16 protein-coding genes are annotated in these 13,792 nt (G+C 71.9%); 5 read left to right on the top strand and 11 right to left on the bottom strand.

Features of this window, described 5'->3' with window-relative positions; all coding sequences use genetic code 11:
* Window positions 1–51 precede the first annotated feature (51 nt).
* A complete protein-coding gene (locus tag AC0NZQ_RS04535; protein WP_474529419.1) occupies window positions 52–876 on the top strand; it encodes an HAD family hydrolase in 825 nt (274 codons plus the stop codon).
* Between the two features lie 309 nt (window positions 877–1,185).
* Here AC0NZQ_RS04535 and AC0NZQ_RS04530 read toward each other — a convergent pair whose 3' ends face one another.
* Genes AC0NZQ_RS04530 through AC0NZQ_RS04520 form a run of 3 tightly spaced genes read right to left on the bottom strand, consistent with a single transcriptional unit; the run spans window position 1,186 to window position 4,427 of the window.
* Window positions 1,186–1,926, bottom strand: coding sequence for a Fic family protein (locus AC0NZQ_RS04530; RefSeq protein ID WP_474528454.1), 741 nt, complete (start codon window positions 1,924–1,926; stop codon window positions 1,186–1,188).
* Window positions 1,927–1,971: 45 nt separating this feature from the next.
* A complete protein-coding gene (locus tag AC0NZQ_RS04525; RefSeq protein ID WP_474528453.1) occupies window positions 1,972–2,841 on the bottom strand; it encodes a S1 family peptidase in 870 nt (289 codons plus the stop codon).
* Window positions 2,842–2,843: 2 nt separating this feature from the next.
* Window positions 2,844–4,427 carry a M4 family metallopeptidase gene (locus tag AC0NZQ_RS04520; protein ID WP_474528451.1) on the bottom strand — a complete coding sequence of 528 codons (1,584 nt, stop codon included), beginning with the start codon at window positions 4,425–4,427 and terminating at the stop codon, window positions 2,844–2,846.
* Window positions 4,428–4,612: 185 nt separating this feature from the next.
* On the opposite strand from AC0NZQ_RS04520, the gene AC0NZQ_RS04515 reads away from it, so the two are divergent.
* Together AC0NZQ_RS04515 and AC0NZQ_RS04510 are read left to right on the top strand one after the other, a co-directional pair.
* On the top strand, window positions 4,613–5,095 hold the full coding sequence (locus AC0NZQ_RS04515; RefSeq protein ID WP_474528450.1) for a phage holin family protein: 483 nt from the start codon (window positions 4,613–4,615) through the stop codon (window positions 5,093–5,095).
* 11 nt (window positions 5,096–5,106) lie between these two features.
* Window positions 5,107–6,051 (top strand): alpha/beta fold hydrolase, encoded by a 945-nt coding sequence (locus AC0NZQ_RS04510; protein ID WP_474528449.1) that lies wholly within the window; start codon window positions 5,107–5,109, stop codon window positions 6,049–6,051.
* A 165-nt stretch (window positions 6,052–6,216) separates the two neighbouring features.
* Here AC0NZQ_RS04510 and AC0NZQ_RS04505 read toward each other — a convergent pair whose 3' ends face one another.
* The 4 genes from AC0NZQ_RS04505 to nth are packed head-to-tail and all read right to left on the bottom strand — an operon-like array spanning window position 6,217 to window position 9,302.
* The gene (locus AC0NZQ_RS04505; protein ID WP_474528448.1) at window positions 6,217–7,413 is read right to left on the bottom strand and encodes a MarP family serine protease; all 1,197 of its coding nucleotides are present in this window, start codon (window positions 7,411–7,413) and stop codon (window positions 6,217–6,219) included.
* A 19-nt stretch (window positions 7,414–7,432) separates the two neighbouring features.
* The gene (locus tag AC0NZQ_RS04500) at window positions 7,433–7,849 is read right to left on the bottom strand and encodes a cupredoxin domain-containing protein (RefSeq protein ID WP_474528447.1); all 417 of its coding nucleotides are present in this window, start codon (window positions 7,847–7,849) and stop codon (window positions 7,433–7,435) included.
* A 44-nt stretch (window positions 7,850–7,893) separates the two neighbouring features.
* Window positions 7,894–8,553 carry an NUDIX hydrolase gene (locus AC0NZQ_RS04495; RefSeq protein ID WP_474528446.1) on the bottom strand — a complete coding sequence of 220 codons (660 nt, stop codon included), beginning with the start codon at window positions 8,551–8,553 and terminating at the stop codon, window positions 7,894–7,896.
* Window positions 8,550–9,302: an endonuclease III gene (gene nth / locus AC0NZQ_RS04490; RefSeq protein ID WP_474528445.1), complete on the bottom strand. Its 753-nt coding sequence runs from the start codon at window positions 9,300–9,302 to the stop codon at window positions 8,550–8,552. Before nth ends, AC0NZQ_RS04495 begins: the two co-directional genes overlap by 4 nt.
* Window positions 9,303–9,349: 47 nt before the next feature.
* On the opposite strand from nth, the gene AC0NZQ_RS04485 reads away from it, so the two are divergent.
* Both AC0NZQ_RS04485 and AC0NZQ_RS04480 read left to right on the top strand, forming a co-directional pair.
* A complete protein-coding gene (locus AC0NZQ_RS04485; protein ID WP_474528444.1) occupies window positions 9,350–9,595 on the top strand; it encodes a hypothetical protein in 246 nt (81 codons plus the stop codon).
* A gap of 113 nt (window positions 9,596–9,708) precedes the next feature.
* The gene (locus AC0NZQ_RS04480; RefSeq protein WP_474528443.1) at window positions 9,709–10,383 is read left to right on the top strand and encodes a Crp/Fnr family transcriptional regulator; all 675 of its coding nucleotides are present in this window, start codon (window positions 9,709–9,711) and stop codon (window positions 10,381–10,383) included.
* 83 nt (window positions 10,384–10,466) lie between these two features.
* On the opposite strand, the gene AC0NZQ_RS04475 is transcribed toward AC0NZQ_RS04480, so the two are convergent.
* The 4 genes from AC0NZQ_RS04475 to AC0NZQ_RS04460 form a co-directional block, all read right to left on the bottom strand.
* Window positions 10,467–11,591 carry an EAL domain-containing protein gene (locus tag AC0NZQ_RS04475; RefSeq protein ID WP_474528442.1) on the bottom strand — a complete coding sequence of 375 codons (1,125 nt, stop codon included), beginning with the start codon at window positions 11,589–11,591 and terminating at the stop codon, window positions 10,467–10,469.
* A 149-nt stretch (window positions 11,592–11,740) separates the two neighbouring features.
* A complete protein-coding gene (locus AC0NZQ_RS04470) occupies window positions 11,741–12,532 on the bottom strand; it encodes an MBL fold metallo-hydrolase (protein WP_474528441.1) in 792 nt (263 codons plus the stop codon).
* A complete protein-coding gene (locus tag AC0NZQ_RS04465) occupies window positions 12,529–13,284 on the bottom strand; it encodes an NUDIX hydrolase (protein WP_474528440.1) in 756 nt (251 codons plus the stop codon). Before AC0NZQ_RS04465 ends, AC0NZQ_RS04470 begins: the two co-directional genes overlap by 4 nt.
* A complete protein-coding gene (locus tag AC0NZQ_RS04460; protein ID WP_474528439.1) occupies window positions 13,281–13,736 on the bottom strand; it encodes a RidA family protein in 456 nt (151 codons plus the stop codon). Before AC0NZQ_RS04460 ends, AC0NZQ_RS04465 begins: the two co-directional genes overlap by 4 nt.
* Between the last annotated feature and the right edge of the window lie 56 nt (window positions 13,737–13,792).

Here is a 13,792-nt window from a genome sequence, read left to right as displayed (position 1 = left end):
ACCGCCAGACCCGCGACCGCCAGACCCGCGACCGCCAGACCCGCTGTCCGTATCCTCGGAGCCGTGACCGCGGCGCCCGACAGTCGTCCGACAGCGGCGTTCTTCGACCTGGACAAGACGATCATCGCCAAATCCAGCGTCCTCGCCTTCGGCAAGCCCTTCTATCAGGGCGGCCTGATCAACCGGCGAGCCGTGCTCCGCAGCGCCTACGCGCAGTTCGTCTTCGCCCTGGCCGGTGCCGACTCCGACCAGATCGAGCGCATGCGCGCCTACCTGACGAGCATGTGCACCGGGTGGGATGTGGCGCAGGTGCGCGAGATCGTCGCCGAGACGCTGCACGAGATCATCGACCCGATCGTCTACAACGAGGCCGTCGACCTCATCGGCCTGCACCAGACTGCCGGCCGCGACGTCGTCATCGTCAGCACCTCCGGCGAGGAGGTCGTGACCCCGATCGGCGCCATGCTCGGCGCCGACCACGTGGTCGCCACCCAGATGGTCGTCGAAGAGGGCCGCTACACCGGCGAGATCAGCCGCTACACCTACGGCCCGGAGAAGGCCGTCGCGATCCGTGAGCTCGCCGCCGAACGCGGCTACGACCTCGAGCACTGCTACGCCTACTCCGACTCGGCCACCGACCTCCCGATGCTCGAGGCCGTCGGCCACCCCTACGCGGTGAACGCCGACCGGGCACTGCGCAAGATCGCCCTCGAGCGCGACTGGCCCGTTCTCACCTTCAGCAACGCCGTCCCGCTGCGCGAGCGCATCTCCGGGCTGAAGCCCGAGCACCCCGTCATCTCGGCCGGGGTGATGGGCGCCGGCATCAGCGCGGCCGGCCTGGCGTGGTACCTCGCGCGACGCCGCGCCCGCGCCTGACGGCCAGCCGGCTGTGCACCCGCGAAGCGCGGTCGCGGACACGCCGAGGAGGGGTTGTGTCCGCCGTCACACAGGTGTCCACTATCAGGCAAGGAACGGAGCACGACGAGAGCGGTGACGCACCCGCCGGGATCCGTCCGGCACGGACGAACGGGCACCCACGCGGCGATCCCACCACGCACAGGTGAGTCGGCGCGGATCTGCGAGAGCGGACCGCGTCTGACGCTTCCGCACAGGGCACGCTTGGTAACCCGTCCCGTCCGTGCGACGACGGCGTCGCCCGCGACCGGACGACGCCGTCGTCCTGTGTCAGCCGCGGGCCAGCGCCTGGCAGATCGCCGTCGTCTCCAGCGCCCCCGCCGCGACGGCGTCGGCACAGTGGACCAGCCACTGCCCGATCCCCTCCCGCATCCCGGTCCGGTAGGCCGCCAGGGCTGCCTCGTAGTCGGCACGCAACTCCAAGTGGCCCGCCTCGAGGGCGACCAGCGACTTGGGGTCCAGCCCGCGCTCGATGAGGGTGAGCCGCACCGCGGTGCGGGCGACGATGCCCGACGTGGGGGCGAAGGCGTCCAGCGAGAGCACCTCGCCGTGGACGATGCCGGCCACCACCACCGCCGGGACGGTCGTCTCGGCCAGGACGGCGGCGAGGATGTCGAGCCGCTCGGCGGCTCCGGCGGCGGGGCGTCCCAGCGCCTCGGTGTCCTCCACCAGGTCGGCCGCAGCCAGGACGTGCAGCCGCGCCAGCGCCTGCCGCGGCGCGTGCGACCAGGTGTCGGTGAGCGAGGCCAGCCCCGCTTGCGCCCGCAGCGCGCCCTGGACCAGCGGGTCCGCCGTCGCAGTACCGCTGCGGACCTCGTCCAGGCTCACCTCGGAACCCGAGAGCACCGCCGAGGCCCACGCGCCGCGCAGCGACGACTCCGACGAGACGTCGGCAGAGCGGCGGCGCAGCATGCGGTTGCCCAGCAGCGCGTCCACCGCGGTCCGCGCCCGGCCGACGCCGTCGGCGACGCCGGGCAGGTCGAGCAGGGGGGCGAGCGGATCGGCGGTCACAGGCAGCAGGCTATAGAGCCCGGTGCCTGTGACCGCCGTCCCGTCCTACTGCGGCTTGGTCAAGCGACAGCCGCTGACCGACAGGTCCAGCGTGCGCGACGAGGTCAGGCACGTGGTGAACCAGTAGGTCTGCTGCGCGTAGCCGTAGCCCTGCGTCGCCGTGGTGCCACCCGAGGAGTTGACCTCGCACGGGTTGTTCACGGTGCAGGACTCGCCGTCCTCGTTGATGGTGTTGTTGACGGCGACGACCTTCCCGGTGGCGGTGTCGACCACCGGCGAACCGGAGCTGCCGCCGATGATCTCGCAGCCCGGCCGGGTGTGGCGGACCGAGTCGTGCCAGGTCCACTGCCCTTCCCGGACCGTGGCGACCGTCGTCTCGGCCGCGCAGGTCCAGACCCGCTTCCAGTAGCCGGACTCGACCGCGAGCGATGTCCCCGCCGCCGGCGCGCTCGCCGCCAGCGTCAGCGGAGTGCGGCCGGTGCGCGAGGCGAGGGCGGCGTAGGTCTCGGTGAGCCGGTACAGCGCCACATCGGTTCCGGTCATGGTGGCGTAGAGCAGCCGATCGGCCCGGACGGTGCCGCTGCTCGCCCCGGAGGCGGTGAGCAGGGTGCCGGTGCGGCTGCTGCTGCGGTTCTGCAGCACCTCACCCGCCGCCGGGAAGCCGCCCTCGTAGCAGTGACCGTTGGTGAGCATCAGCGCTCGGTCGGAGCTCTGCGAGGAGGGGTACCGGACCAGCGACGCCGAGCAGTTCTTCAGCGCGATGGTGGATTCCAGCGTGCCCGCCGCCGGCGCCGCAGCCTGGCGGGCAGCCGCGGGAGCGGAGGCGGGACGGGCGACCGCCGGTGCGGCCGACGCGACGACGATCGCGCCGGCCAGCACCGCGGTGGTCGCCGCGAGAACGCGACGTCCGACCATGATCAGCAGGTCTTGCTCTGCTGCGGCACCGCAATCGCGCTGAAGGCGGCCGCGACGGTCTGGCACTGCGAGCTGCCGGCGCCGTAGAGGTCCTTGGCCGACTGAATCGCCGCGTCACGGGCGGTGAGGTAGGTGCTGCCCGAGGTGAGGTAGACCGACAGCGCCCGATACCAGATCTTCTCGACGGTGAGGTGTCCGGTGCCGGTGATGCTGGCGCCGTTGCAGGTCGGGCTGTTGTACGAGACGCCGTTGACCGTCCGGGCGCCCGAGCCGACCGAGGCCAGGAAGTACCAGTGGTTCAGCGGACCCGACGAGTAGTGCGGGTCGAGGTTCTTCGTGCCGGTGGTCCAGCAGTCCTGCGACGAGCCGTCCTTGCTCGGCTTGTCCATATAGCGCAGCGGCGTGCCGTTGCCGTTGATGTTGATCTCCTCGCCGATGAGGTAGTCCGGCACGTCGCTCGCGTTGTTGGCGTAGAACTCCACGGCCGTGCCGAAGATGTCCGAGGTCGCCTCGTTGAGGCCGCCGGCGTCACCGCTGTAGTTGAGGTTCGCGGTGTTCTCGGTGACGCCGTGGCTCATCTCGTGACCGGCGACGTCCAGCTCGACCAGCGGCGCACTGTTGTTCGCGCCGTCGCCGTAGGTCATCTGCGTGCCGTCCCAGAAGGCGTTGACGTAGTTGTTGCCGTAGTGCACCCGCGAGCGGGCGCCGGTGCCGTCGTTCCAGATGCCGGCGCGGCCGAGGACGGAGTTGTAGTAGTCGTAGGTCTTCTCGGCGCCGTAGTGGGCGTCGACGCCGGCCGAGGCGCGGTCGCTGTTGCTGCCGTTGCCCCAGACGTCGTCGGCGTCGGTGAAGGTGGTGCCGGTGCCGGAGGTGCGGTTCTTCAGATCCGTCGTGTAGTTGCCGTGGGTGTCGCGCAGCGAGTAGCTGCTCGTGCCCTTGGTGGTGCCGATGCTGACCTGGCCGACGAAGATGCCGGTGCCCGACCCGTTCTTGACCTCGTCCCACGAGGTGAGGGTCTTGCCGCTCTTGGCGTCCACGACGGTGTGCAGCACCGACGGCGTCTGGTCGGCGCGGGTCCCGCGCGTCACGACGTCGTAGGCGAGACGGGGCTTGGCGCCGCCGGCGTAGACGACCAGCTCACCCGGCGCGGACTGCGCGCCGGCCAGGCTCGGCCGGACGCCGTCGGCCTTGGCGCGCGCGGCGGTCCGCGAGAGGGTCGGCGTCACCGAGGCGAGCGCGACGGACTTCGGCCCGGTCCGCGACACCTGCGTCGCGCCCTTCGCGGTGCGGTGGACGACGAGGTCGCCACCCAGGACGCGCAGCCCGTCGAAGGTGCGGTCATAGCGGATGTGCTCGGTGCCGTTGGCGTCCCGGATCGCGTCCCGGACCACCAGCTTCTCGCCGGAGGCGAGCCCCAGCGAGCCGGCGACGCTCGCGGCGTCGGCGCGGGCGTCGCCGATCAGCGCGGCCCGGCTCACGCCGGTGACGGGGGCGGCTGCGGCGGGGGTGACGCCGGCCAGGACGGACGCAGCCAGTGCCGCGGTGGCGGCGCCGACTGCGGTGACAACAGTGCGGTTTCGTCTCACGTGCTCTCCTTCGCGAACGGTCACCGGTGGGTGACGCTGAGAGAACAGTAAGGGATGAACGAGGAAAATGGGACGTAAGCGTTAAAAGTCGTCGACAGTGGGCATCCGGCCGCGACACGGCGCGCAGGGACGGACGTCTGACACGATGGGTCCGACCGGATCGCACGGTCATCCGCAGTAGCAGCATGAGGAGACGACCCAGCGTGACGGTGACCCCGCAGCCCGCTACCCCGCCCGCCGCCGCGACGGCCGGCGCCGGCAAGCACGCCGCCGCCGGCGGCGCCGAACCGGCCGAGCCGAGCATCGGCGACCTCGTCTCGACCGCCTCGACGGCGGTCTCGACCCTCATCCAGAGCGAGATCGCGCTGGCGAAGCTGGAGCTGCGCTCGTCGGTCAAGAACGCCGGCACCGGCGTCGGCCTCTTCGCCGCGGCCGCGGTGGTGCTGGTCTTCTCGCTGACCTTCGGCTTCTTCGCCCTCGCCGAGGGGTTGGCCGCGCTCGGCATCTACCGCTGGCTGTCCTTCCTCATCGTCTTCGCCTTCCTGGTGCTGCTCGCGGCGGCCTTCGTCGTCGTCGGCATCAAGAAGGTCAAGCGCGTGAAGGCGCCGAAGCAGACGATCGATACGACCAAGGAGACCGTCGACTACCTCAAGAAGTCGCGCGGGTAGCGGGTCGCGCCATGGGATACGGACCGCTGCCCGGCGCGCCGGACAGCTCGGTCGTCCTCGTCGAGGGGCCGTGGACGCACCGCGTCGTCCGTGGCAACGGCATCGCCATGCACGTCGCCGAGCTCGGCACCGGACCACTGGTGCTGCTCGTCCACGGCTTCCCGCAGTTCTGGTGGGGGTGGCGCCGGCAACTCGTCGACCTCGCCGATGCCGGCTACCGGGCGGTGGCCGTCGACCTGCGCGGCTACGGGGCCAGTGACAAGCCGCCCCGCGGTTACGACTCCGCCACCCTCGCCGCGGACCTCGCCGCGCTGGTGAGCTCGCTCGGCGAAGCCGACGCCATGGTCGTCGGCCACGACATCGGCGGCGGCTTCGTCTGGACCATGGCCGCCGCCCATCCGCGCGTGGTCCGCAGCGCGGTGGTCCTCGGCGCGGCGCACCCGCTGCGGATGCGGGCCGCGCTCAAGCCCGGCGCCGGCAAGGCCCAGCGCCACGCCTCGGCCTATGCGCTACGGACCTTCCAGGTGCCGCGGCGTCCCGAGCACCTGCTGTCGCGGGACTCGGCGTGGGTGCGCAGCCTCTACGACCGGTGGTCCGGGCCGCAGTGGCAGCGCAGCTCCGGCTACGTCGCCGAGGTCGAGCGCTATGCGCAGGCCATGCGCATCCATCCGGTCTCCTTCTGCGCCGCCGAGCACTTCCGGTGGACGGCACGCTCGCTGCTGCGAGCGGACGGCCGGGCCTACGCCGAGACGATGCGGACGCCGATCACCGCGCCCGTGCTGCACCTGCACGGCGCGCTGGACACCTGCGTGCTACCGGCCACCGCGCAGGGATCGGGGCAGTACGTCTCGGGCGAGTACGAGTGGCGAGTCCTCGACGGGGTCGGGCACTTCCCGCACGACGAGGCGCCGGAGCTGATCAGCGGCGAGCTGATCCGCTGGGCCAAGACCCACTGAGCCCGAGGGCGTGTCTGACAGTTCTCGCTCGTCGCGAGCGGCGGTCGGGTGCGCGCGATGCAAGGCGGAGGAGGACGGTCGTAGCCTGCTACGGCCGACGACGACAACGCCGCAGCGTGCGTGCCCGGGCCCCGCGCAGCCGAGCACGGGAGTGTCAGACACGCCCTACTCCGGCGTGCAGGCCCCGGTGCTGACGGCCTGCCGGGCGGTGCGCCCCTGATCGGCCCGGCCGCGCACCTCGTTGTCGGTGAGGACGAAGCCGGTGTCGCGCGAGTCAAGCGCGGTGGCGAAGACCATGCCGAGGACGTTGCCGTTGTAGTCCAGCATCGGCCCACCCGAGTTCCCGCTGCGCACGATGGCGCGCACCGAGTAGATCTCGCGCTGCACGTCGCCGTTGCCGTAGATGTTCGAGCCGCGGACCGTCGTCTGCGTCCGCACGCGCGCCGAGCGCACCGTGTACGGACCGTCCTGGGGATAGCCGACCACCACGGCGGGCGTGCCCTGCGCCGCCGGCTTCGAGGCGAACCGCAACGCGGGGACGTCCAGGCCGGGCACGGCGAGCACGGCGATGTCCCGATCGGGGTCGAAGACCACGACCCGCGCCTTGACCGAGGCGCCGTTGCTGGAGCGGATTACCTGCACCGAGCTGGTCCCGGCGACGACGTGCGCGTTGGTGAGCACCCGGTTGCGGGCGTAGACGAAGCCCGACCCCTCGATACCCCGGCCGCAGCTCGGTGCCTGGCCGTAGACCTTGACGATCGACTGTCGTGACTCCGCGACGCGAGTGGCGACCTCGGCGGGCAGATCGGCCGGCGGCGGCGCGACGGGAACGACGGAGGTCGAGGGCAGATCGCCGAGGACCGGCGGGAAGCCGCTCTGGTTGAAGAAGTTGCGCAGCGAGGCGTACAGGCCGCGGACCGGGTCGGGGACGACGTCGTTGACGCCGCGGACGATGCGGGACTGGCTGGCCTGCGAGGCCAGTGCCGGATAGGCCGAGACGGCCAGCGGCAGCGCCACCATCCACGACACCAGCAGGACGGCCAGGACCCCGAGGACCGCGCCGAGCGCGGAGTCCCACGGTCGGCCGCGCGCCCGGATGAACCGCTGCCGCAGGTAGCCGGCGATGAAGACACCGAGCAGCTGGCCGAGCATGGCCAGCAGCAGCACGCAGACGATGGCGATCGGGATCTGCGCCCGCCCGTCGGCGAGCCGTGATCCGAGCGGGCGAGCCAGCTGGGCGCCGATCGCGGCGCCGCCGAAGAAGCCGACCAGGGAGAAGGCGCCGACCAGCGCACCACTGCGGAAACCGCTGATGCCGTAGCCGATCGCGGCCAGGATGATGATGAGGTCCAGCCAGTTCACGACCCCGTTGCCCCTCGACTCAGCCCTGGACGATCAGGGTGCCGGTCTGACCCTGCCGCACGTGGATCGTGCAGACGAATCGATACCGGCCGGGCGCGGGTGCGGTGAAGGTGGCCGTGGTGGTCTGCCGGGCGCCGGCCAGGGGGACGAAGTCGGCGGGGAAGTCGGTGACCTGCAGGTTGTGGGGCGCGCCGGACCTGGCGGTGTTCTTGAGGATGATCTTCACCCGGCCCGGCTTCACCACGATCGTGGACGGGTGGAACCGGTAGTCGTTGCCGGTCGTGAGGGTCACCGTCTGCACGCCGTCGGCGGAGCTCGCCGTCTCGGTGCCGCTGTGCGGTCCGCTGGCCGCCGGCGCCTGGGTGTTGCTGCAGCCGGCGAGGAGGAGGACCAGGGCCGCGCCCCCGCCCACGAGTCGACCCAGCCGCACACCCATGCCCCGACCGTACCTGCGCCCGGCTGAGGGGGCCGGACCGCTTCTCACCGTCCGATCACCGACGGTGGCAGCTCGCGCCGCATGGAACGGTCCCAGGGCCGATCCCAGCCGCCGAAGACGAGCAACCGGTCCAGCAGCCCGGCCGTGAAGCCCCACACGAAGAAGCCGTCCACCTCGAAACCGGGGCCGACGAACCCCGACGGGTGCGAGACGGTGAAGCGATGTGCCGGCTCGGCCAGCTCGGCGAGCGGGACCAGCCCGGCCCGGGCCGTCTCGACCGGATCCACGGCCGCCACCGGATGCGGCTCACGCCACCACGCCAGCACGGGCGTCACCACGAACCGGGTGACGGGGATGAAGACCGAGGGCAGCTCGTGCAGCACGACGGCCGAGGCCGGGTCGAGGCCGACCTCCTCCTGCGCCTCGCGCAGCGCAGCCGCGGCCGGACCGTCGTCCTCGGGATCCAGCGAACCACCGGGGAAGGCCGTCTGCCCGGCGTGCTGGCGAAGATCCGCGGCCCGCTCCAGCAGCAGCACCGAGGGACCCCGGTCAGTGTCGGCCAAGGCGATGAGGACGGCCGACGGTCGTCCCGAGCCGTCGTCGGGGGGCAGGAACCGGGAGAGATCGGTGCCCTGCAACCGCGCCGCCGCGTCGTCGAGCGTCCGCAGCCACTCCGGGAGGTGAACGGGAGGCTGGGCTGTCACTTCCCGGCGACCATCTGCGCCTCGGACTTGACGAGCTTCGCGGCCGTCTCGGCGTCGGTCGGCCCCTCGCCGTAGGACGGGCAGAGCCGGGCGATGGGGCAGGCCCCGCACGCCGGCTTGCGGGAGTGGCAGATCCGGCGACCGTGCCAGATGGCGCGGTGGCTGAAGATGGTCCATTCCTTCTTGGGGATCAGCTCGGCGACGACGGCCTCGACCTTGACCGGGTCGGTCTCGTCGGTCCACCCCCAGCGACGGACCAGCCGCCCGAAGTGGGTGTCCACGGTCAGGCCCGGCACGTCGAAGGCGTTGCCGAGCACGACGTTGGCGGTCTTGCGGCCGAAGCCGGGCAGGGTGACGAGCTCGGCCAGCGTCCGCGGCACCTCGCCGTCGAAGCGTTCGACCAGCTGCTGTCCGAGATTGATGATCGAGGTCGTCTTGTTGCGGTAGAAGCCGGTGGGCTTGACGAGCGCCTCGACCTCGTCCCGGTCGGCGGCCGCGTAGGCGGCGGCGGTCGGGTACCGCCGGAAGAGCGCCGGCGTCACCTCGTTGACGCGCTTGTCGGTGCACTGCGCCGACAGGATCGTCGCGACCGAGAGCTCGAGCGGGGTGGTGAAGTCCAGTTCGCAGTGCGCCGTCGGGTACACGTCGGCGAGCTCACGGTTGATGCGGCGCGCACGGCGAGTGAGGGCCAGCGGCGTCTCGTCAGGCATGGCAGGCACGGCTCCGAGACTACGGCCGGCCGCTGACATGTCGTGGCGGGACGAGACCGCGGCAGGGTGGCAGAATCACCGGCACCATGATCGGTTTCGCGCTGCTCCTCTTCCCGTTCCTGCTGCTCGGCTTCACGCTGCTGATGCAGCGCGTCGAGGAGCCGCTGAGCTCGGTGGCCGTCGAGCGGCAGATCGAGCAGTTCCTGGACGACGCCAGCCCCGAGGAGCTCGACACCTTCGTCCGCGAGGGCACCGACTCGGCGCTGTCCCGGTTCCGGACCCGGCTGGGCCTCGGCCGGCTGCGTCGCGGCTGGCGCAAGGCCTCGGATTAGCCCCCGCCGGAGCCCTTCGGCGCAGCGAATCCTGTGGCGTGCCCTAGACTTCCCCCGACTGTGACGTGGTTCGCATCCCCGCCGAGGTGATGCGGGCCGTTCGAGGAGCGTTTGTGGACGAGATTCTGCGCCGGGCCGGGCTGTTCCAGGGGGTCGACCCCGACGACGTCGAGGCCCTGTCGGGTGAGTTCGAGATCATCGAGGCCGGCCGTGGCCAGGTGCTCTTCAACGAGGGCGAGCCGGGCGACAGCCTGTACATCGTGCTCAGCGGCAAGGTGAAGCTGGGGCGCCGTTCACCCGACGGGCGGGAGAACCTCGTCGCCATCTACGGACCCTCCGACCAGTTCGGCGAGCTCTCGCTCTTCGACCCGGGTCCCCGCACCGCGACCGCCACCGTCGTCACCGACGCCCGGCTGGCGCGGCTGCCGAAGTCCGCCCTGCAGAAGTGGGCGACCGATCGGCCGCAGATCGCCATGCAGCTGCTGCGGGTCGTCGCCCGTCGGCTGCGGCGGACCAACACCATGCTCGCCGACCTGATCTTCGTCGACGTCCCCGGTCGCGTCGCCAAGCAGCTGCTGCAGCTCGCGCAGCGCTTCGGCTCCATCGACGGCGGCCAGCTGCGGGTCACCCACGACCTCACGCAGGAGGAGCTGGCCCAGCTCGTCGGCGCCTCCCGCGAGACGGTGAACAAGGCCCTAGCCGACTTCGCCTCCCGCGGCTGGCTGCGCCTGGAAGGCAAGAGCGTCGTCATCCTGGACCGCGAGCGGCTGGCCCGCCGCGCGCGGTAGCGCCCCGGCCGCTCTGCTGCAGCAACCGGTGCGGTCGTCAGACCGTTCGGTCGATGTCCGAGCCAGGTCGGGCGACGGCCGGGTCAGGCGACTGCGAGGTCACCGAGCCCGGCCGGACGCGCCTCCGGCCGGCCGAAGAACCAGCCCTGGGCCAGGTCGACACCCAGTTCTCTGGCTGCCTCGACCTGGTCGCGGGTCTCGACACATTCGGCCAGTACCCGTCCGCCGTAGCTGTGCGTCATGCTCACGATCGCTTCGATGACCGCTCGGCTGACGGCATCCGGCAGCGCCTGGACGAGTTCCTTGTCCAGCTTGACCACGTCAGGCCGGAGCCGCACCAGTTTGTTCAGCGAACTGAACCCTGATCCGAGATCGTCCAGGGCCACCTGGCACCCGCGTTCGCGGTAGTAGTCGAAGACTCGCGCCAGGTGGTCGATGTCGACGATCTGCTCGCTCTCGGTCACCTCGAAGACGATGTGGCGCAGGTCGAGTCCCGCCTCGATCGCGGCCTGTTCGGTCGTGCGCAGGCAGACGTCGGGACGGTAGATCGCGCTCGGCACGAAGTTGATGAAGAGCAGTTCGTCCGCGAGCCACTCCGCCGCGCAGCGCAGCGCCGTGGTCCGGCCGATCCGATCCAGGACGGGCAGCCACCCGGCTCGGGCCGCGGCGTGGAAGAGCTGGTCGGGCATCACCGGCCCGCTGGGCGACGTGGCGCGCAAGAGCGCCTCGTAACCGATGACCGCATCGCCGGCACCCGCCTGCAACGAGACGATCGGCTGGTAGACCGAATGGAACGCGTTCAGTTCGTCGCCGAACAACGGCACCAGGTCGGCGTGCTCGGCGCGCGCGCCGTACTGCGCCAGCGTGGGCGCGGTGAGTGCGGCCAGCAGCAGCGCGTCGGGGTCGTCGTCGGTAACGACCAGCGCCCGGATCTCGGCGGTCTCGACGCTCGACATCGCGCGCTGCACGCCGGCGAGGACGGCAGCCGGATCGTCCGCGCAGACCTCGAGCAACCCCGGCACGAGCTGGGTGACCGAGGCGCCGCCGTGCCTGAGCAGGGTCCGCAGCTCTCCCACGATGTGGCCGATCCCGGTGGCCAACAACACCCGATTGCCCGTGGGGCTGGTGACGCTTGTGCAGGAGCAGCCGTTGCACCCCGATGCGCGCGGCGCGCGGTGGCGGCGCTCGTCCGACGCTGCATGGGGCATGACGACTCCTCAGTCGACGCCGCGGGTGCGGCGTCTCGGTTACTGAGAACTCATCGGCTGGCCGCCCGCGATCCTGAGCACCGCGGAGCGTTCGACTCCTCACAGGCTCCGACGGATCAGCGCTGTCGACGCCCGTGAGCGTGCGTTGGTCAGCTGCGCAGGTAGGCCAGCTGCGCGTCGACGCTGAGCTCGGCCGCCGGCCAGAGGGCCGGGTCGATGTCGGCGTAGACGGCCTCGACGACCTGTCGCGCCGTCGCCGCCGCGCCGAGCTGGTGCAGGGCGGCGCGGACCTGGTCCAGGCGCTGCGCCCGGTGCTCCAGGTAGAAGGCCGCCGCCTGCGCCACCGAGGGCAGTTCGGGGCCGTGACCCGGAAATGCCATCAAGTCACCACAGCTCCGCAACCGGTCCAGTGAGGCCAGGTAGCGCCGCAGGTCGCCGTCCGGGTGGGCGACGACGGTGGTCCCGCGGCCGAGGATGGTGTCACCGGTGAGGACCGCCGCCTCGTCCAGGACGAAGGCCGCGGAATCGGAGGTGTGGCCGGGGGCGGCGAGAACCTCGAGCCGGACGTCCCCCAGCGCGATCACCTCACCGTCGCTCAGCGGCTCGGCGTCGCGGCAGTGCTCGGGGTCGAAGCCGCGCACCGATGCGCCGGTGTGTTCGTGCACCGCGGCCGCGAGCTCGGTGTGGTCGTGGTGCCGGTGGGTCAGCAGGACCAGCGACGGGTGCGGCGCTGCCGCCAGCAGCCGGTCGAGGTGGCCGTCGGCCAGCGGCTCGCCGTCGTGGGACGACTGCCCCGGATCCACGATGATCGGGGCCTCCGGCGAGCCGAGCAGCCAGGTGTTGGTGCCGTCCAGGGTCATCACGCCGGGGTTGCGCTGCAGCAGCACGCGTGCCTGCGGCAGCACCTGCCTGAGTTCGCCGTAGGCGGGGTGGCTGCTCACGAGCGCCCCGGCCGTAGCAGGATGCGCCGGCCCTCCGGGAGCTCGACGGTGACCGAACCGTCGTCGCCGACCTCCAGGGTGGGCCGGACCGGTTCGAGCGATCGTCCCGCCGCCGCGGCCAGGACCTCGGCGACGGTGGTCGACTCCAGCAGCGAGGCCAGGGTCAGCGCGGTGGGCGGCAGCAGCTGCCGCTCCCCCCGCTCCAGCGCCTCGGCCACCGGCACCCAGTCGGCGCGGCTGGACTCGCTGGTGAGGTCGCGCGCCGTCGCCCCGGCGGGCAGCGCGGCGACGAAGAAGCGGGTGTCGTAGCGGCGGACCTCGCCACGCGGGGTGACCCAGCGCGACCAGGGTCGCAACGCAGCCGCGTCGAGCGTCAGCCCGTGCTCACGCAGGACGTCGCCGAATGCGGCCCGCCCGGCCTCGACGTCAGCGACGAGGTCCGGCAGCTCCGCCGGTGGCGAGGTGAGCAGCACCCCGGTCTCCTCGAAGGTCTCGCGGACCGCCGCGCCGAGCAGCGCCCGCACCGTCGCCGGGTCGTCGGCGAGCCGCGCGGCCCCGTCGGGGAGGGCGCCGGTCGTCGGGAGGTCGGCGTCGCCGACGTCGACCCGGCCGCCGGGGAAGACGCTCATCCCCGCCGCGAACTGCAGCTGGTGCACCCGGGTCAGCAGCCAGGTCTCCAGACCCTGCTCGCCATCGCGCAGCAGGACGACGGTCGCCGCGTCGCGGACCGGGACGTCGTCGGTCTCGCTCACGGGTTCAGCTCGACGATCAGCTCGATCTCGACGGGGGCGTCCAGCGGCAGCGCGACGACGCCCACCGCGGAGCGCGCGTGCTTGTCGCCGAAGACCTCGCCGAGCAGCTCGCTCGCCCCGTTCACCACGGCGGGGTGGCCGGTGAAGTCCGGCGCCGAGGCGACGTAGCCGACGACCTTGACGACGCCGGCGACGCTGTCGAGGCCGACCAGCTCGTGGATCGCCGCCAATCCGTTCAGCGCGGCGACGCGGGCCAGCCCCGTCGCGACCGCCGGGTCCACCCCGGCACCGACCTTGCCGGTGGCCGGCAGCACCCCGTCGACCATCGGCAGCTGACCGGCGGTGAAGACGAGGGTGCCGCTGCGCCGGGCGGGCACGTACGACGCCAGCGGCGGGACGACACCCGGCAGCTCGATACCGAGTTCGGAGAGGCGGGCCAAGGGCGAGACCATGATGTGACCGTATCCCTGCCGAGCGGCGCCGGCCCCGACACATCTCATACGCTGCA

The sequence above is a fragment of the Jatrophihabitans sp. sgz311053 genome, from assembly GCF_056135305.1.
The sequence above is the reverse complement of the archived record's forward strand: the minus strand, read 5'-3'. Positions and strand labels throughout refer to the sequence as shown.